Source organism: Ramlibacter sp. (assembly GCF_035554825.1).
Taxonomy (GTDB): domain Bacteria; phylum Pseudomonadota; class Gammaproteobacteria; order Burkholderiales; family Burkholderiaceae_C; genus Ramlibacter.
In genome coordinates this window covers 1-15,993 of sequence record NZ_DATMHS010000108.1, presented here as the reverse complement: position 1 = coordinate 15,993, position 15,993 = coordinate 1, and the positions used below count along the sequence as shown (strand labels likewise).

At 70.7% G+C, this 15,993-nt stretch carries 21 protein-coding genes and 1 pseudogene; 6 read left to right on the top strand and 16 right to left on the bottom strand.

Features of this window, described 5'->3' with window-relative positions; translation table 11 throughout:
• The 5 genes from VNT59_RS13615 to VNT59_RS13595 all read left to right on the top strand — a co-directional run.
• The coding region (locus VNT59_RS13615; protein WP_325498954.1) for a Ku protein at window positions 1–829 on the top strand (829 nt) is incomplete at its 5' end.
• Window positions 830–832: 3 nt separating this feature from the next.
• A complete protein-coding gene (locus tag VNT59_RS13610) occupies window positions 833–1,207 on the top strand; it encodes a BON domain-containing protein (RefSeq protein ID WP_325498953.1) in 375 nt (124 codons plus the stop codon).
• Window positions 1,208–1,313: 106 nt separating this feature from the next.
• Entirely contained in the window at window positions 1,314–1,697 is a 384-nt protein-coding gene (locus VNT59_RS13605; RefSeq protein WP_325498952.1) for a response regulator transcription factor, read from the top strand.
• A 67-nt stretch (window positions 1,698–1,764) separates the two neighbouring features.
• Window positions 1,765–2,124: an STAS/SEC14 domain-containing protein gene (locus VNT59_RS13600; RefSeq protein ID WP_325498951.1), complete on the top strand. Its 360-nt coding sequence runs from the start codon at window positions 1,765–1,767 to the stop codon at window positions 2,122–2,124.
• 90 nt (window positions 2,125–2,214) lie between these two features.
• Window positions 2,215–2,526 carry a hypothetical protein gene (locus tag VNT59_RS13595; protein ID WP_325498950.1) on the top strand — a complete coding sequence of 104 codons (312 nt, stop codon included), beginning with the start codon at window positions 2,215–2,217 and terminating at the stop codon, window positions 2,524–2,526.
• A gap of 290 nt (window positions 2,527–2,816) precedes the next feature.
• Here the strand turns inward: VNT59_RS13595 and crcB are convergent, their stop codons facing one another.
• From crcB to VNT59_RS13570, 5 genes are all read right to left on the bottom strand, one after another.
• The gene (crcB, locus tag VNT59_RS13590) at window positions 2,817–3,209 is read right to left on the bottom strand and encodes a fluoride efflux transporter CrcB (RefSeq protein ID WP_325498949.1); all 393 of its coding nucleotides are present in this window, start codon (window positions 3,207–3,209) and stop codon (window positions 2,817–2,819) included.
• 68 nt (window positions 3,210–3,277) lie between these two features.
• The gene (locus VNT59_RS13585) at window positions 3,278–3,601 is read right to left on the bottom strand and encodes a DUF190 domain-containing protein (protein ID WP_325498948.1); all 324 of its coding nucleotides are present in this window, start codon (window positions 3,599–3,601) and stop codon (window positions 3,278–3,280) included.
• 41 nt (window positions 3,602–3,642) lie between these two features.
• Window positions 3,643–3,936: a hypothetical protein gene (locus VNT59_RS13580; RefSeq protein WP_325498947.1), complete on the bottom strand. Its 294-nt coding sequence runs from the start codon at window positions 3,934–3,936 to the stop codon at window positions 3,643–3,645.
• A 159-nt stretch (window positions 3,937–4,095) separates the two neighbouring features.
• Window positions 4,096–4,695, bottom strand: a complete 600-nt coding sequence (locus tag VNT59_RS13575; RefSeq protein WP_325498946.1) for a DUF6064 family protein — start codon at window positions 4,693–4,695, stop codon at window positions 4,096–4,098.
• A gap of 2 nt (window positions 4,696–4,697) precedes the next feature.
• Window positions 4,698–5,597 (bottom strand): aldo/keto reductase, encoded by a 900-nt coding sequence (locus VNT59_RS13570; RefSeq protein WP_325498945.1) that lies wholly within the window; start codon window positions 5,595–5,597, stop codon window positions 4,698–4,700.
• Between the two features lie 141 nt (window positions 5,598–5,738).
• On the opposite strand from VNT59_RS13570, the gene VNT59_RS13565 reads away from it, so the two are divergent.
• Entirely contained in the window at window positions 5,739–6,944 is a 1,206-nt protein-coding gene (locus tag VNT59_RS13565; protein WP_325498944.1) for an MFS transporter, read from the top strand.
• On the opposite strand, the gene VNT59_RS13560 is transcribed toward VNT59_RS13565, so the two are convergent.
• The 11 genes and pseudogenes from VNT59_RS13560 to VNT59_RS13515 form a co-directional block, all read right to left on the bottom strand.
• Window positions 6,945–7,271, bottom strand: a complete 327-nt coding sequence (locus VNT59_RS13560; RefSeq protein WP_325498943.1) for a hypothetical protein — start codon at window positions 7,269–7,271, stop codon at window positions 6,945–6,947.
• Between the two features lie 168 nt (window positions 7,272–7,439).
• Complete coding sequence (locus VNT59_RS13555) at window positions 7,440–7,868, bottom strand: hypothetical protein (RefSeq protein WP_325498942.1); 429 nt, start codon at window positions 7,866–7,868, stop codon at window positions 7,440–7,442.
• Window positions 7,869–7,905: 37 nt separating this feature from the next.
• The gene (locus VNT59_RS21885) at window positions 7,906–8,751 is read right to left on the bottom strand and encodes a hypothetical protein (protein ID WP_414708392.1); all 846 of its coding nucleotides are present in this window, start codon (window positions 8,749–8,751) and stop codon (window positions 7,906–7,908) included.
• Between the two features lie 78 nt (window positions 8,752–8,829).
• Window positions 8,830–9,732: pseudogene (locus VNT59_RS13550) on the bottom strand (acyltransferase); the annotation flags it as partial.
• A 96-nt stretch (window positions 9,733–9,828) separates the two neighbouring features.
• Window positions 9,829–11,022 carry an NnrS family protein gene (locus VNT59_RS13545; RefSeq protein ID WP_325498941.1) on the bottom strand — a complete coding sequence of 398 codons (1,194 nt, stop codon included), beginning with the start codon at window positions 11,020–11,022 and terminating at the stop codon, window positions 9,829–9,831.
• Complete coding sequence (locus tag VNT59_RS13540) at window positions 11,022–12,152, bottom strand: hypothetical protein (RefSeq protein WP_325498940.1); 1,131 nt, start codon at window positions 12,150–12,152, stop codon at window positions 11,022–11,024. Before VNT59_RS13540 ends, VNT59_RS13545 begins: the two co-directional genes overlap by 1 nt.
• On the bottom strand, window positions 12,152–12,523 hold the full coding sequence (locus VNT59_RS13535; protein WP_325498939.1) for a metal-sulfur cluster assembly factor: 372 nt from the start codon (window positions 12,521–12,523) through the stop codon (window positions 12,152–12,154). The genes VNT59_RS13540 and VNT59_RS13535 overlap by 1 nt, the downstream gene beginning before the upstream one ends.
• The gene (locus VNT59_RS13530; RefSeq protein WP_325498938.1) at window positions 12,520–12,990 is read right to left on the bottom strand and encodes an Rrf2 family transcriptional regulator; all 471 of its coding nucleotides are present in this window, start codon (window positions 12,988–12,990) and stop codon (window positions 12,520–12,522) included. The genes VNT59_RS13535 and VNT59_RS13530 overlap by 4 nt, the downstream gene beginning before the upstream one ends.
• A 36-nt stretch (window positions 12,991–13,026) precedes the next feature.
• Window positions 13,027–13,281 carry a DUF2249 domain-containing protein gene (locus tag VNT59_RS13525; RefSeq protein ID WP_325498937.1) on the bottom strand — a complete coding sequence of 85 codons (255 nt, stop codon included), beginning with the start codon at window positions 13,279–13,281 and terminating at the stop codon, window positions 13,027–13,029.
• Window positions 13,282–13,357: 76 nt separating this feature from the next.
• Entirely contained in the window at window positions 13,358–15,634 is a 2,277-nt protein-coding gene (locus VNT59_RS13520) for a nitric-oxide reductase large subunit (RefSeq protein WP_325498936.1), read from the bottom strand.
• Window positions 15,635–15,682: 48 nt separating this feature from the next.
• Window positions 15,683–15,967: a DUF2249 domain-containing protein gene (locus VNT59_RS13515; RefSeq protein ID WP_325498935.1), complete on the bottom strand. Its 285-nt coding sequence runs from the start codon at window positions 15,965–15,967 to the stop codon at window positions 15,683–15,685.
• Between the last annotated feature and the right edge of the window lie 26 nt (window positions 15,968–15,993).

The following is a 15,993-nucleotide window of genomic DNA, read 5'->3' as shown; positions in this document are numbered from 1 at the left end:
CCAGCAGGTGAACAAGACCACCGGCGAGTCGATGCAGAAGGAGGAGATCGTCAAGGGCTTCGAGTACGAGAAGGACCAGTTCGTGGTGCTGTCGCCGGACGAGATCAAGGCCGCGCTGCCGAAGTCGACCCAGACCATCGAGATCGAGGCCTTCGTCGACGGTTCCCGCATCCCGCCGACCTACCTGAACAAGCCCTACTACGTCGCCCCGGCGGCCAAGGGCCAGAAGCCCTACGTGCTGCTGCTGGAGACGCTGCGGCGCACCGGCAAGGTGGGCCTCGCACGCGTGGTCATTTCCACTCGCCAGTACCTGGCCGCGCTGGTGCCCGCCGAGGCGGGGCTGGTGCTGGAGCTGCTGCGCTGGGCCGACGAGGTGCGCGACACCGCCGGCCTGCCGTTGCCCGACCCGAAGGAAACCAGCATCACCGAGCGCGAACTGAAGATGGCCGAGCAGCTCGTCAACGAATTGCAGGACGAGTGGAAGCCCGACGCCTTCCACGACGAATTCCGCGAGAAGCTCGAGCGGCTGGTCGAGGCCAAGGTGAAGGCCGGCGAAGGCGCCCACATCACCCAGCCCCTGCCGGGCGAGGAAGTCCAGCCCAGCGCCGACATCATCGACCTCACCGAGCTGCTGCGGCGCAGCCTGCGTGGCGGCGCGGCCGCTGCCGGCGAAGCAGCGCCCAAGTCCGCCGCCCGCGGCGCGCCGGCGCGCCGCACGGCGGCCAACGACGAAGAACACGAGGCGCCGCGCAAGCGCGCGGCCGCCGGCAAGACGGGCGCTCGCGCCAGCACCAGCGTCAAACCGAAGCCGCGCAAGAAGGCGGCCTGACCCATGCACCCGATGTTGAACATCCTGACCTCCTTTGCCGCGGGCGCCGCGGCCATGTACTGGCTCGACTCCGCCGTCTCCCGGCGCCACGCCGGCGGCCTGTTCGTCAGCGAATCGCGGCTGGGCGACCAGGTCCAGGCGCAGATCGGCAAGCTGGTGAGCCACCCCGACGCGATCAAGGTCAGCGTCGACGGCGGCCTCGTGCGCGTCTCGGGCCTGGTGCTCGCCAGCGAGCTGGATCGCCTGCTGTCGCAGCTGACGCACCTGCCCGGCGTGCACAAGGTGCACAACGCGCTGTCGCCGGTGCAGGATGCGGCCCGCTTCGAGGAGATGCGGGCCGGGCAGCTGCAGGGCGAGTTCGGCGCGGGCGGCGCCTGACCCCGGGGGCCCACGCCCCCGGCGCGTCGCAGGCGGCGCGAACCCGGCGGCGCGGCCGTGGCGCGCGCTGCGGGCCCAAGCGACCAACAAAAATAGATCGAGCTGTATGAGAGTTGTTCTGGTTGAAGATAACCCCGTGGTCTGCGAACAGGTGACCCGCACCCTGCAGGCCATCCCAGGCGCCGAGGTGGTCAAGGTCGCCGGCACCGAGCCCCAGGCCAGCGAATGGCTCACGGCGCACCCGGACGGCTGGGACGTGGCGCTGGTCGACCTGTTTCTGGCCAAGGGCCACGGCTTCAACGTGCTGCGCCGCTGCCGTGGCCGGCGCGCCGACCAGAAGGCGGTGGTCCTGAGCAACTACACGCGCGACCCGGTGCGGCACTATGCGCGCGCAGCCGGTGCCGACGCGGTGTTCGACAAGTCGTTCGACATGGACGCGCTGGTCGAGTACCTGGTGCAGTTCAGCCGCACGACGGCTTCGACGGCTTAGGAGATCGGCTGCCGTGGCGCCCGCGCCATGTCGGTAAGATGCCGCCCCAATGTCGCATGTCCGCAGAGTGTCCTCGCTCGAAGTCAGCATCCATCGCCTGCCTGAGTTCACGTCCGTCAAGCTCAGCGGCCCCGCCACGATCGAGGACTTCGTCGAGCTGATCGCCGGCGTCGCGGAGGAGTCGCGCCGGCTGGGCGATCGCCGCATGCTCGTGGACCAGCTCGACATCCCGGTCACCCTCAAGTTCACCGACCACTTCCGGATCGGCGAAGCAGTGGCACGCCACCTCCAGCACCTGGAAAGAATGGCCACGGTGGTGCCGCCCGACAAGATCACCCGCACCAGCGAGAAGGTGGCCTTGCGGCAAGGAATGCAGTTGCGGGTGTTCACCTCGATGACCGACGCGATCCGCTGGCTGCAGCAGTGACCTGCGCCGCGGCGCAGCCCTGCAGCGGGCGCGGGAACGCGGCTTGCCCCGCCAGCTGGCGCATTTTCGCGTTGCAACGAGGAATACCACATGGCCTTTCAGACCAAGATCCGTCCCGCCGCGCTGCTGAGCCTGGCCCTGGCGGCGGCGCTCGCCGCCGGCTGCCAATCGACCACCCGCACTTCCGGTGACACCAGCAGCAGCAGCATGGGAGCATCAGGAACCGGCACGACCTCCGGTCCCGGCACGACCACCGAGTCCGGCACCAAGGGCGCCACCAGCCCTTCCAGCAGCACCGGCAGCAGCAGCACGGGCGCCACGGGCGGCGGCGCGGGCAGTACCGGCGCCGGCACCAGCGGCGGCGCGGCCGGTGGTGGCGCCGCAGGCGGCGCGACCCGCTGACCCCGGGACCCACGCGGCGGTGCGTCGTCGTGGGCTCGCGGCGTGGATCCGTTGCGATGCCACAACTGCTGCGCCCGCCGTGCTGCTTTCGGGGTCAATGCGTTGCGGGCCGCGCCAGTGCTGGGGCCAGCACAAGCATCCCAGGACAGCCAACAGGGTTATCCACAGAAGCGGTGGATATCCCCTGGCGGCGCGGCCGCTGTCGGCGACGCGCCGGCCTCGAAAAGCTTGACATGGAAAACCGCGGCGCGCGGGTCGACTACGCTTGACAAGCGCACGCGGCGCGGATCTCAGCCGGGCGAGCGCATGAAGGCGGCCACGGCCGCCATGCCCAGGCCCGTGAGCAGCAGCGACCCGAACAGATGCACGCCCGCCGTCACGGCGGCCAAGGCATAGTCGGCGCGCTCGATCATCGCGACCACTTCCGCCGAGAACGTGGAGAAGGTCGTCAGCGCGCCCAGGAAGCCGGTGACGACGAGCAGCCGCGCTTCCGGCGGCAGGCTGGGATGGCGATGGAAGAAGGCGATGGCGATGCCCACCAGCACCCCGCCGAGCAGGTTGGCGGCCAGCGTGCCGAGCGGCAGCGTCGGAAACACGGGATTGAACCGCAACGCCAGCCACCAGCGCAGCCAGGCGCCCAGCACCGCGCCCGCGGCCACCGCCGCGAAGCCGTACGCTTCCATCGCATTCCTCCGTCGCGTCTTGATTCTGTCGCCGGCGGGCGCCGCGGGGGATCGCCGCGTGCCGCCGGTCATTGGGCGGCCGCCCCCAGCGTGCCGAACTCCACCGCCGCCTTCACGTAGAACAGGCGCACGCCCTCGGCCTCCAGCCGCGCGAACAGGCGCTGCGTCTCCTCCTGCGTCAGCGCCATCACCACCTGCATCGGCTGCTCGGCGAGCTCGAAGAAATGCGCGGCGTGGATGCGCCCCGCGTGGCCGAAGCCTTCGTCGGCGGGCAGCAGCGTCGCGCCGCGCAGCCCCATCTCGCGCGCGAGGTGGACCAGCCAGTCGCCCACGGGCTTGCCGCGGTGACGCTCGCTCTGCTGGGTGAAGAAGGTGACCTGGTAGCCGTTCATGCGGCGGTCACTGTACCAGTGGCCCGCCGCGACTGCCAGCCTTACTTCTTGCCCTTTTCCTTCTCGGCCGGGGTGGTCACGTCCACGGTCGGGACTTCCACCTTCTTCTCTTCGGTGGTCACCTTCGGCACGGTGATCGTCTTCTCGGCGCTGCCCACCTTCACGTCGGGCGTGGTCACGTCGTACTTGGGCAGGGTCACGTCGCCGGCCTGCTTCTTCTCCACTTCGTACTTCGGCACCGTGACGTTGCCTTCCTGCGTCTTCTTCACGTCGCAGGCGGTGAGGCCCAGGGCGCCGACGGCAACCAGGGTGGCGGCAAGAACGGGTTTGAACATGGTGTGCTCCCAGATGGTGTTGGATCCGATGCGCGGCCGCGAAAGGCAAGACCCCGCATCACGGTGAAGCGAATTCTGGGCGGGGCCGGGTTGCCCGGCTGTAGGAACGGGTCCGCACCCGCTGTGGGGCCGCATCGACGCGTCGGGAAGGGTCCTGGCTCAGGCAGCGGCAAGCACCCACGCCGTGGCGGCGCCGACCAGCAAGGATGCGATCGGCAGGACGATCAGCCACGGCCAGCGGCGCGGCCGCAACGCCGCCAGCAGCCCGAGCGTCGCGAGCGCGGTGGGCTCTGGCATCAAGCCGAACACTTCGGCCTGGGCCAACGGTGCGCCTGCGACGACCCGCAGGAACGGATAGACCACCACGGCCGCCAACGCCAGCAGCAGGGCCGCGGGACGAGTCGTCCGCTGCGATGGTGGCACCGTGGCAGCCGCCTGGCGCCACGCGGCGAGCCCCAGCAGTGCAGCCTCTGCGGCCCAGGCGACGGCCAGCCCGTGCGCCCCCCAGTTGATCGTCGCATAGCGCTGCCAGTGGAATGCCCACCCGACCCACAGCCACGCGAGCGCCAGTGCCGCGGGCACCAGCCACGCGGCCGCCGCGCGGCGCGCCAGGACCAGCCAGAGCAACGCAACACCGGCGAGCGCGGCCGCGAGCTGCGCCGGCCACAGCTGGCGGTTATAGAGCTCCACCAGCCGCCAGTAGGTGCGCGGCGAGAACATCAGGAAGTCGCCGAGCCGGTAGGTCCACCACTCGGACATGTTCAGAGCCTCTCGACATCGGCGGCCATCCGCCGCCGGAACGCCTCGTCGGGCAGCGGGGCGGATGCGGCGCCCATGTTCTCGCGCACATGGTCGATCCGGGTGGTTGCCGGGATCGCGCAGGTCACCGCCGGATGGGACACGATGAACTTCAGGGCGACCTGGGCCCAGCTCGCGCAGCCGATGTCGCGGGCCCAGGCCGGCAGCGCATGCCGCTGCAGCTGGCGCAGCAGCGCGCCTTCGCGGAACGGCCGGTTCACCAGCACGGCGATGCCGGCCTCGCGCGCCAGCGGCAACAGGCGCTGCTCGGCCTCGCGATCGAGCAGGTTGTAGGTCAACTGCACGAAGTCGATCCGCTGGGTGCGCATGATCCGCTCCAGCTCGCGGTGGCGCCGGCCCTCCGAGGTGGTGATGCCGACGTACCGCACCTGCCCGGCCGCCTTCAGGCGCTGCAACAGCGGCAACTGCTGCTCCCATGCCAGCAGGTTGTGCACCTGCAGCAGGTCGAACCGCGGCACCCGCCACAGGCCGCGCGAGGCCTCGATCTGCGCCGCGCCGTCGGCGGCGGTCCAGACCTTGTCGGCGGCGAACACCCGCGCCGTGGCGCCCAGGCGCTGCAGCCCTTCGCCGATCACGCCTTGCGACGACCCGTACATCGGGGATGAGTCGATCAGGCGGCCGCCGGCCGCCAGGAAGTGGCGCATGACCTCGGCGCAGGCGGCGCGCGCCGGCGGATCGTTGCCGACGTTGAACGTGATCCAGCTGCCCAGCCCGACCAGCGGCAGCAGGTCGCCCGACGAGGGGATAGCCCGCGTCAGCGGTTGGGGGCCCGGCGGCTGGGCGAAGACCGCCGCCGGGAGGCATCCCGGCAGCAGGTTCACGAGCACCGCGCGCCGTCGCATGCGGCCAGCGTAGCACGCGACGCGCCCCGTTGCGGCTCCGGCTTCGCCCCGCCGGGCCGGGCCGCATGACGGCGGCTGATGGACAATGCGCCCGATGCAGTTTGCCCTCTTCCCGGCCCGCGCGCGGCGCGGCGCCCGCGCGTGAGCGCGACAGCCGCGGCCCAGCGCCGCCACAGCGCCACCATCCTCGTGCTGGCCGGCGCCGCGTTCTTCAGCGGCGCGGCGCTGCGCATCTGCGACTCGCTGCTGCCGCGGCTGGCGCAGGATTTCTCGCGCACGCCGGGCACGGCCGGCCGCGTGATCATCAGCTTCGCGCTCGCCTACGGCCTGATGCAGCTGCTGTTCGGGCCGCTGGGCGACCGCTACGGCAAGGCCCGGATGGTGTGCATCGCGCTGTTCGGCTGCATCGCGGGCTCGCTCGCCTGCGCGCTGGCGCCGAACTTCGACGCCCTGGTGGGGATGCGCGTGGCCTGGGGCATGGCCGCCGCCGGCGTGATCCCGCTGTCGCTGGCGTGGATCGGCGATGCCGTGCCGTACGAGCGGCGGCAGGCGACGCTGGCCCAGCTGCTCACCGGCACGCTCGGCGGCATGATGGCCGGCCAGCTCGCCGGCGGCCTGTTCGCCGATTCGGCGCTCGGCTGGCGCGGCGCCTTTCTCACCCTCACCGCCGGGTATGCGGTGATCGCCGTGCTGATGCTGCTGCGCCTGCGCGGCGAACCGGCGCCCCCGCCGCCCGGCGCGCGCATCGCCTTCGCGTCGCAATTGCGCGCGGTGTGGCGCGAGCCGTGGGCCCGCGTCGTGCTGGCCACCGTCATGACCGAAGGCGTGTTCCTGCTCGGGCCGCTGGCCTACCTGCCGGCCTACCTGCACCAGCGCTACGGCCTGTCGCTGTCGGCGGCGTCCGCGCTGATCGCGCTCTACGCCGTCGGCGGCCTGGCCTATGCCATCGCGGCGCCGCGGATCGTGCGCCGCCTCGGCGAAAGCCGCATGGTGCTCTGGGGCGGCGTGCTGATGGGCGCCGGTTACCTGGCCTGGCTGCTCGCGCCCGTCGCGGCGCTGGCCGGCCCGATCGCGCTGCTGGTGGGCTTCGGCACCTACCTCTATCACAACACCCTGCAGACGCACGCGACGCAGATGGCGCCGGCGCTGCGCGGCACCTCGGTGGCGATGTTCGCGTTCTGCCTGTTCGTGGGGCAGGCGATCGGCGTCACCCTGGCCGGCGCCACGTTCGACCACCTGGGCTCCATCCCCCTGCTGCTGGGGCCCGCGCTGGCGCTGCCGGCATCGGGCTGGGGCTTCGCCCGGGCGCTGCGGCGGCACCGGACGCGGGCGGACGGCCAGCCCTGATCAGCCGAGCACGATCACGCGTGCCTTGGGCACCGCCGCGAACGGGTCGTAGCCGACCATGCCGGCGCGCAGCACCGGCTCCTGGCGCTGCGCCAGCTTCTGGCGCTGCTCCGCGTCGCTGTGCTCCATCGCGCGGGTCAGCTCCTCTTCGAAGCGGACGGTGATGGGCGTGGCATACGGAAACCTGGCCTCGGGATCGCCCCGGATGCTCCAGCTGATGATCATCGAGCCGGACGCGGTCTGCACCACCTTGGCGTGCGCAGGAAAGAGATGCCGGAAGGCCTCCCAGAACGCTGTGCGGATCGGATCCAGAACCATTGGCTGCAAGCTGCAACTCTCCCGGCAATGCTGGCGAAACACGAGCCGCCGCGCGGCGCCCCCAAGGGGCCGCATTGTGTCACAGGCGGGACGCACCCGCCTCCAGGCCGGACCGGCGGCGCTGCGCCCATGAAAAAGGCGGGCCCGCGGCCCGCCTTCGTTGCGACAGCGCGCGGCTTACTTTTCGCCGGAGCTGATCTCGCCCTTCTTCAGCGAAGCCGCCGCGCTGGCCCGGCGGGTCTTGGCGGCCTCCTTGCGCTCGGCCTTGGTGGCAACCTTGGCCTTGCCCAGGGTCTTGTGTTCCTGGTCCTGGGCCTTTTCGGTCTTGGCTTGCTTCATGGATTCGGTCTTGCGAGCGGACTTGGCGGCCGCCTTTTCCTCGGCCGTCGCCGGCTTCGACGGAATGGCCTTGGACTGCGCCGGGTCCGCCTCGCCCTTGGACTGGGCAAAGGCGCTCACCGCGAAGAGCTGCGCGGCGGCCAGAGTGACTGCGAGGAAGATCCTGTTCATACCAAAACCCCCATGGAGTGAAGAAAACTCAGCGGACACCGTCCACCTATCGACAGTTGTAGTGCGCACCGCGGGAAATCCGTTGACATGCGTCAAGAACGCAACCGGGGCGCCCAACCGCGGGGCGGCCCTTCTACTCGGCGCTGCCGGTCAGCTGGCGCTGGACCTCGCGCCGCTTCATGGCCAGGTAGGTGGCGCGATCGATCTCGTGCAGCTGCCGCGGATACTTCTCGGTGGCGGCGAACCAGGCCTCCAGCCGTCGCTCCAGCTGCTGCGCCGGCGGGGCGGCCAGCGCATCCAGGTAGGCATCGATGGCCAGGTAGTAGCGCATGGTGTTGCGCTCGGCCAGCCCGCGCATGCCGCCGACGTACCGCGGCGGCTCGCCCGGCCCCGCGCCTTCCACGGTGGTAAAGCCCACCTTGTCGCGCCCGATCGTCCTCAGGTACGACGCCATCGCCATCTGCCCCAGCGCCCCGTAGCCGAACGCGTAGCCCATGTGGATGAAGCTGCGGCCGCCGTCGATGCCCACGGCTTCCACCAGGATCTTGTAGTCCTTGGTGCCGAAGGGGCCCGTCGGCGCATCGAGCTCGACGTCGAGGTACTCCGGCGTCACCGCCTGCGCGCGCCAGGCGAACGTGAGCAGCGTCGCGGAGGCGACCGGCTGGTCGAACTTGCGGCCGATCCGCACCTCCAGCCGCGGGGTGGCTCCCGGCGTGCCGCGGCAGTACTTGATGTTCAGGTGCAGGATCAGGATGTCGCACCAGTTGCCGGGATCCGTGAGGGCGCCGCTCACCCGCGCGAACGGGTGGTCGACCACGGCGTACACGTCGCCCTGGCTGCTGCGCGAGGTCTCCTCCGAATCGAGGTACAGCGGTCCCTGGAACTGGTTGCCGCGCAACTGCGGCCCGAGCGCCGCGTGCTTGGCGCGCAGCCCGGCCGCCTGCAGCGCCTGCACGGCCTCGGCGTCGACCGGCGCCATGAGCCCGGCCAGCAGCGCCAGGGCGGCGACCGCGGCGCCGACCACCGGCGCGGCCCGGGGCGCCGCGGGCGGCGCGGCCGGTCCGGCCGACGGCCCCAGGACCTCGTCGATCTGGCGATCCTTGGCTTCCCACAGCGCCGCCAGCCATTGCTGGAACGTCATCCGGAACGACGGGTCGCCGGCGTAGTCGCCGGCGCAGAATTCGGGCGGAATCGGCACCTCCCGCACCCGCACGACGATGCGGTCGGCGCGGCCGCAGGCGAACTGCCAGAACGTGGGCGCGCCGCCGGGATAGACGATGGTGACGTCGATCAGCGAGCGGAACCGCTCGCCCATCGCGTTCAGCGCCAGCGCCAGCGCGCCCGACTTCGGCTTGAGCAGGTGCCGGTACGGCGAGGCCTGCGAGCGGTGCTTGTCGGCGGTGAACCGGGTGCCTTCGGCGAAGTTCATCACGCTGGTGGGCACCAGCGAGAACTTCTCGCAGGCGCGGCGCGTGGCGTCGGCGTCCTGCGAGCGCAGCTCGGGGCGCTTGCGCAGTTGCGCCTTGCCGTGCCGCTTCATGAAGGGGAAGTCGAGCGCCCACCAGGCCAGCCCGATCACCGGGACCCAGATCAGTTGCTGCTTGAGGAAGAACTTCAGCATCGGCACGCGGCCGTTGAGCAGGTGCTGCAGCACGAAGATGTCGACCCAGGACTGGTGGTTGCAATTGACGAGGTACCAACCTTCGTAGCGCAGCTGCTCCAGGCCCTGCACGTCCCACGTCGTGCGCTGGGTAAGGCGCATCCAGCCGCTGTTGCAGGCGATCCAGAGCCCGGCGATGCGATTGAGCACCGGGTCGATGCGCACGCGCACCGCCCGGAAAGGCAGCACGAGCTTCACCAGCGCGGCCAGGAACAGCAGCACGCACCAGAACAGCGTGTTCAGCGAGAGCAGCAGGACCGCGATCGAGCCGCGCACGAAGGGAGGAAGAAAGCCGAGCATGGTTTCGCTGAAATTGTGGTTCGGGAAGCGGCGACATTCTTGCGCCAGATCACGAATTCGCCCGCGGCCCTGGCGGGCCGCGAGGTACGGTTGAGGTCAGCCCGGGCGACCGTCGAGCCGCGGCCGGGTCAGCACGGGCCAGTAGCGCACGGCATAGAGGCCGAACGCGCCGGACCACAGCACGGCCGAAGCGAGCACCGCCGGCAGCGTCAGCACCGGCGCGAGCCAGGGCAGGAACACCCGCACGATCGCCGCGAGCAGGACGAGAACGTAACACACCACCTCGTAACCGTCCGCACGCAACGGCCGGCCGGTGTGACCGCGCGCCGTGCGCGTGGTCATGCCGATGATGAGTCCGCCGACGGCGCCCACCGTGAGCGCATGGGTGGCCACCGATGGCGCCAGCCAGCCCAGCGCCGCCCCGGCCCGCAGCAGCAGGTGGACCGGAATCCAGAGGTAGGCGACATGCAGCACCCACACCAGCGGCGTGCGCCAGGTCTTGAAGGTGTCCCAGAGCGACCAGCGCGCCAGGTGCGCCAGCCCGCAGGCGGCCGCGAGCACGGCCAGCACCGCGCCTGGCGCCTGCAGGGCGTCGCCGGCCAGCAGCAGCAGGGTCGAGCCGAGCGCGGCCCGCTCCAGCAGCGGCCGCCGCCGCGCGTTGGCGCCCGGCACGCCGTTGCTGGTGAACATCGGGATGACCCGGCCGCCCATCACCGCCATGATGAACAGGATCACGTCGAGCGCGACCTGGATGCCGACCGAGCCCGGAACCCGGATCACTCCGAGCTGCCCGAGATGGACCGCCAGCACCGCCGCCGACATCAGCGCCAGCAGCGCCACGAAGAAATAGTTGCGGCGGTTGCGTGCCCGGTAGAACGGAATCGCCAGCACGATCGCGGCGGCCAGTGGAAAGGCCGCATTGGCGACGGCCGCGGCCCATCCGAACGGCGTGAGGACCAGCACCCGCGCCGCCAGCCACAGCGCCGCGATGGCCGCGAGCGTGCCGCCGGTCGGCGTCGGCTGGTTCGACCAGTTGCGACCGGCCGTGAACAGGAAGCCGACCACCACCGCCAGCGCGAAGCCGAAGATCATCTCGTGCGCGTGCCAGATCGCAGCGGGCAGGTACGGCCGCCCCAGCCAGCCGGCGAACTGCAGCGCCCACAACGGGACGGAGAGCGCGGCAAAACCGCTGGCCAGCAGGTAGAACGGACGAAAGCCGAGTTGCCACAGGGCGAAGCCGGGCGCCGCCGGTGGCGCCGACGGCTCGTCGATTCGCAGCGGACCGGCCATCAGGCCCCCTCCTGCGCGTTCGACCGGATGCGCCAGGCGATCACGGCGCCGGCGATGGTGGCCGCGAACAGGGCGATGCTGGCGGCGTTCCATTGCGCGCCGGTGACCCGCCGCGCCGCCTCCAGCGAGCCCCAGCCCAGGCGCACGGCCAGCGACAGGTGCAGCGCCGCCAGCGGCAGGTAGAAGGGCCAGCCGAACTGCAGCTTCACGCGGGCGATCGCCGGCAGGATCACCGGCGCATGGCCCATCATCATGCTGAAGATGAAGCCCAGGCCGAGCGCGTGCAGCGCCGTGTCGCGCCAGGGGTGACCCAGGGCCGTGGCGATCCAGGCGACGCCGGCGACGCCGAGCCACACGTAGCCGCCCAGCAGGCAGACCGCCATGTAGCGGCTCAGGCCCTGGGCGAACACGGTGCGCCGCGCGATGTCGTAGGTCACCAGCCACCAGGCGAGCAGCAGCAGCGACAGGCCGTACAGCACGCCGCCGGCGCGCGGCGACAGCCAGGACCAGGCGGCGCCGGCAGCCATCGCGCCGAGGACGGCCAGCAGCAACCAGGGGGCGGCGGGACGGCGCCGCATCAGGCGGGTCATCTCCAGGCGTTCGGCCGCGATCGTCATCACCAGGAACGCGAACCACCAGGGCAGCACGGCGCCGCTGCCCTCCCCCATGGCATACAGCACGTTGCCGGCCAGCCAGGTGCCGGCGGCGGCGAGCAGCAGCTGGGTGTGCGGCGCCGACTGGCGGCGCACCACGACGACGTTGACCCAGGCGAAGACCAGCGACGCGGCCACCAGCAGCCATGCCGCGACGGCGGCCTGGCCGGCCAGCAGGCAGATGCCGCCCAGGGCCGAGGCCAGGGGCGCGGCGAACGCCGCCCGCAATTTCACGGCGACGGCGCGCTCCAGCGCGATCACGGTGCCCAGGAAGGCGCAGATCATGAGGGCGGCATGCGCCAGCCCGGCGCGGCCGAGCCATTCGGACGAAGCGGTGGCCGGGATGACGACCCCCAGCCGCAGCAGGCCGCCGGCCACGCCGGTCAGCAGGCAGATCGCCACCAGCGCGACAAAGACCAGGCGCGCCACGGCCAGGCCGGGCGCGGCGCGGCGCGGGGCTCGGCCGGGCCTGGCCATCACCAGCCCATGAAACGGCGGGCGCGGTCGCTCATGCGCTCCATCGTCCAGGGCGGATCCCAGACCAGTTCGAGCTGCACCAGCATGTCGGGCGGCACCACGCGGTCGAGCTCGCGTTCGCATTCGTCGAGGATCACGTCGGTGACCGGGCACGCGGCCGACGTCATCGTCAGCCGCACGTGCACCTTGTCTTCGCCGACGTCGACGCCGTAGATCAGGCCGACGTCGACGATGCTCATCGCCACCTCGGGGTCGACGACCTTGGTCAGTGCGTGCAGGATCGGCTCGCGCAGCGCCTCCGGTCCCTGGTAGGGATAGGCTTCGCGCGGCTCGGGGCCTTCCTGGCCGGAGAAATCGTCCAGCGTCTTCATGCAGCCTTCCTGGCGGGCCGCGCGGCCGTGCCTTCGTCGACGAACATGACCTTGGCCAGCGCCTGCCGGTTGTGCACCAGGTCGGCCAGGGTGTACTGGTCCAGCGTGGCGTAGAACGCCTTCACCGCTTCGGCCAGCACGCCGCTCAGGCGGCAGATGTCGGCGATCGAGCAGTGGCCGCCGCCGTCGCCGAAACACTCGGCCGGCAGCGCCCCGCCCTCGGTCGCCCGTACCACCTCGCCCACGCGGATCAGCTCGGGCGGCATCGCCAGCTCGAGCCCGCCGCCCTTGCCGCGCACGTTCGCCAGCCAGCCCGCCTTGCCCAGGAAATGCGCCACCTTCGTCAGGTGGTTCTCCGAGACCTCGAAGCTGCTCGCGATGGCGGCGATCGTGGCGCGCTCTTTCGGCTGCGCGGCGACGTAGATCAGCACGCGCAGGCTGTAGTCGGTAAAGGCGGTGAGCTTCATGATGGAAGGCCCGGTGGGGAGGGAGTGGAATTCAGGTCAGGCGAGCACCCGGAAGTCGATCACGATCTCGCCGGCGTCGCGGCGCACGTACTCGATGCCGAGCGACTCGCCGAAGGCCTGCTGCAGCTGACCCAGCAGCGGCAGCGGGTCGTGGTCGTTGACGAAACGCATGGTCTCGCCCGGGTGCAGGCTCTGCAGCGCGCCGAAGATGGCGGCGTGGCGGAAGCGCTTGGCGACGCCGCGGGCGTCGAAGCCATAGACGTTGTTGGCGATCGGAAGGGTCACGGTCATCGGATGCTCCTTGATTCTGGGACGAAGGGACTTGCGCAAACACAAGGGGCCGGCTCGCGCCGGCCCCGGAAGGTCATCAGGACTTGGCGCCCGCGGGAATCGCGAGCCCCGCCTCGTCGCGCTCGCCGGCCGGACGGCGCAGCAGGCGCAGCGCGTAGACGGCCAGGAACACGGCGCCGGCGGCGAACACGATGTCACCGGGCACGCGCAGCCACACCAGGGTTTCCATCACGCCGGAATGGATGATCTCCGGCGAGCGGGCATACCACAGGCCCTTGGTCACCGCGGCGGCGGCCTGGTAGATGCCGGCCGGCAGCAGCGACAGGAACACCATGCCGGCGAGGCCGAGGTTCAGGCTCCAGAACGCGGGCTTGAGCAGGTGGTCGGCATGCAGGCTGCGCGCATACAGGCCGCGCAGGCAGAACAGCAGCAGGCCGATGCCCAGCATGCCGTAGACACCGAACAGTGCGGCGTGGCCGTGGGCGGCCGTCATGTTCAGGCCCTGCACGTAGTACAGCGACGCCGGCGGATTGATGGCGAAGCCGAGCAGGCCGGCGCCGACGGTGTTCCAGAAGCCCACCGCGACGAAGCACATGACGGGCCACTTGTAGGCCTGCAGCCAGGGCGCGCTCTTGGAGCGGCGGTACGTCTGCAGCGCTTCCAGGCCGATCAGCGTGAGCGGCACCACCTCGAGGGCGGAGAACACCGAGCCGACGGCGATGATCGACAGCGGCGTGCCCGTGAAGTACAGGTGGTGCAGCGTGCCCAGGATGCCGCCGAACAGGAACACGATGGTCTCGGCGACGATGGCGCGGTTGGCGCTCGCGGCGCGCACCAGGCCCAGGCGGGTGAAGATCAGCGCGATGACGGCGGTGGCGAACACCTCGAAGAAGCCTTCCACCCACAGGTGGACCAGCCACCAGCGCCAGTACTCGATCATCGAATAGTGGGTGTTCTGGCCCCAGGTCAGCGAGGTCGCGTAGAAGCCCCCGATGCAGGTGGCCGACAGGAACACCATGGCGATCAGGCCGCGCGATTCGGACGGCTTGGTCAGCGCCGGCCACAGGGCCCGGCCCAGCAGCACGGCCCAGAACAGCAGCCCGACGAACAGCAGGATCTGCCAGAAGCGGCCCATGCTGGTGAACTCGAGGCCCTGGTTGCCGAACCAGAAGGCGAAGTTGAAGCCGGCGCGCTGCAGCGAGCCGAGCCAGCCGGTGGCGGTGGAGCCGACCACGATGAAGATCAGCGCCCAGAACAGCACGTCGACGCCCAGCTTCTGGAACTTCGGTTCCTTGCCCGACAGCAGCGGCGCGATGTACAGGCCGGTGGCGAGCCACGCCGTGGCGATCCAGAAGATGCCCATCTGGGTGTGCACGGTGCGGCTGATGGTGTACGGCAGGACTTCGGCCAGCGGGATGCCGAAGAACGACTGGCCCTCGACCGCGTAGTGCGCGGTGATCGCGCCCATCCCGATCTGCAGCAGCAGCAGGCCGATGACGGTGAAGAAGTACTTGCGGGTGGCCTTCATCGACGGCGTCGGCACGGCGCCGAACAGCGGGTCGGCCTTGGGCGCGACCGCCTCCTCCTCATGCTTGGTGCCCCCGTGCAGCCACAGCATGGCGGCGATGCCGGCGAGCAGCAGGATGATCGAGACCATCGACCAGATCGCGGCCGAGCTGGTCATGGTGTTGCCCACCAGCGGCTCGTGCGGCCAGTTGCTGGTGTACGAGAGGTTGGTCTCGCCGGGGCGGTCGGTGGCGGCGGCCCACGAGCTCCAGAAGAAGAAGGCCGACAGCGCCTGGCGGTCCTTCGGGTCGGTCAGCGCGTTCTCCGTCATCGCGTAGTCGTCGCGCAGCTTCGCCAGCGACTGGTCGTTGCCGAACAGGCCCTGGTAGTGGCTCGCGACCGCGCGGATGGCCTGGGCGCGCTCGGGCGTCACGGTCACGGTGCCGGTCTGCGCGTTGTAGGTGTTGGCGCGCATCTGCTCGCGCATGATCGCGTCGACCGCGGCCTGGTCGGCGGTGCCGAGCGCGGCGCCGCCCTTCTGCGCCTTGGCCAGCACGCCCTGCAGCGCGAGCGCTTCGCGGTGCAGCCAGTCGGCCGACCAGTCGGGCGCGACATAGCTGCCGTGGCCCCAGACGGTGCCCAGCTGCTGGCCGCCGGCGGCCATCCAGGCCTGCTGGCCGCGCTGGATCTGCTCGCCGGTGAAGAGGACGTCACCCTTGGTGGTGACCACTGCCTTCGGGATGGGCGGGGCTTCCAGATAGATCTGCCAGCCGAGGTAGCCCAGTGCGCCGAACGACAGCACGAAAATGAGGCCGAGCCAGCGCCACAGCCTGTGAGTCGCATTCATCGCTTGTCTTTCTGTTGCTAGAAAAGAGGAAGAGGGAGAGGGAGGGAATCAGCCGCCGCAGGAGCCGCAGCACGAGCCGGCGCCATGGGCCGGTGCCAGCTTGGTGATCGCGACCCGCCAGACGTCCGGGCCCTGCTGGAGGTACTCCCATGCGAACTTGCCCGGGGCCAGGTTCTCGAACACGCCACGCAGCGGCTTGATGTCGTGGTCGTTGATGATCTCCATGGCCTTGCCCGCGGCCAGGCCGTCGAACGTGGAGAAAATCAGTTCGCGGCGCTGCTCGCAGGGGAGCACGCGCACGTCGATCTGGGTGGGAGTCGCGGTCTGGGTCATGGAAGCTCCTGGAAGGACTGAGAAGG

Bases quoted from the DNA above. Each gene is read 5' to 3' on its own strand.
- VNT59_RS13595 (WP_325498950.1), top strand. From the start codon at position 2,215: ATGGCCTTTCAGACCAAGATCCGTCCCGCCGCGCTGCTGAGCCTGGCC.
- VNT59_RS13530 (WP_325498938.1), bottom strand. From the start codon at position 12,990: ATGAAGCTCACCGCCTTTACCGACTACAGCCTGCGCGTGCTGATCTAC.
- VNT59_RS13525 (WP_325498937.1), bottom strand. From the start codon at position 13,281: ATGACCGTGACCCTTCCGATCGCCAACAACGTCTATGGCTTCGACGCC.
- VNT59_RS13610 (WP_325498953.1), top strand. From the start codon at position 833: ATGCACCCGATGTTGAACATCCTGACCTCCTTTGCCGCGGGCGCCGCG.
- VNT59_RS13570 (WP_325498945.1), bottom strand. From the start codon at position 5,597: ATGCGACGGCGCGCGGTGCTCGTGAACCTGCTGCCGGGATGCCTCCCG.
- VNT59_RS13580 (WP_325498947.1), bottom strand. From the start codon at position 3,936: ATGTTCAAACCCGTTCTTGCCGCCACCCTGGTTGCCGTCGGCGCCCTG.
- VNT59_RS13540 (WP_325498940.1), bottom strand. From the start codon at position 12,152: ATGGCCAGGCCCGGCCGAGCCCCGCGCCGCGCCGCGCCCGGCCTGGCC.
- VNT59_RS13545 (WP_325498941.1), bottom strand. From the start codon at position 11,022: ATGGCCGGTCCGCTGCGAATCGACGAGCCGTCGGCGCCACCGGCGGCG.
- VNT59_RS13520 (WP_325498936.1), bottom strand. From the start codon at position 15,634: ATGAATGCGACTCACAGGCTGTGGCGCTGGCTCGGCCTCATTTTCGTG.
- VNT59_RS13535 (WP_325498939.1), bottom strand. From the start codon at position 12,523: ATGAAGACGCTGGACGATTTCTCCGGCCAGGAAGGCCCCGAGCCGCGC.
- crcB (WP_325498949.1), bottom strand. From the start codon at position 3,209: ATGGAAGCGTACGGCTTCGCGGCGGTGGCCGCGGGCGCGGTGCTGGGC.
- VNT59_RS13585 (WP_325498948.1), bottom strand. From the start codon at position 3,601: ATGAACGGCTACCAGGTCACCTTCTTCACCCAGCAGAGCGAGCGTCAC.
- VNT59_RS21885 (WP_414708392.1), bottom strand. From the start codon at position 8,751: ATGGCGCCGGTCGACGCCGAGGCCGTGCAGGCGCTGCAGGCGGCCGGG.
- VNT59_RS13515 (WP_325498935.1), bottom strand. From the start codon at position 15,967: ATGACCCAGACCGCGACTCCCACCCAGATCGACGTGCGCGTGCTCCCC.
- VNT59_RS13605 (WP_325498952.1), top strand. From the start codon at position 1,314: ATGAGAGTTGTTCTGGTTGAAGATAACCCCGTGGTCTGCGAACAGGTG.
- VNT59_RS13575 (WP_325498946.1), bottom strand. From the start codon at position 4,695: ATGTCCGAGTGGTGGACCTACCGGCTCGGCGACTTCCTGATGTTCTCG.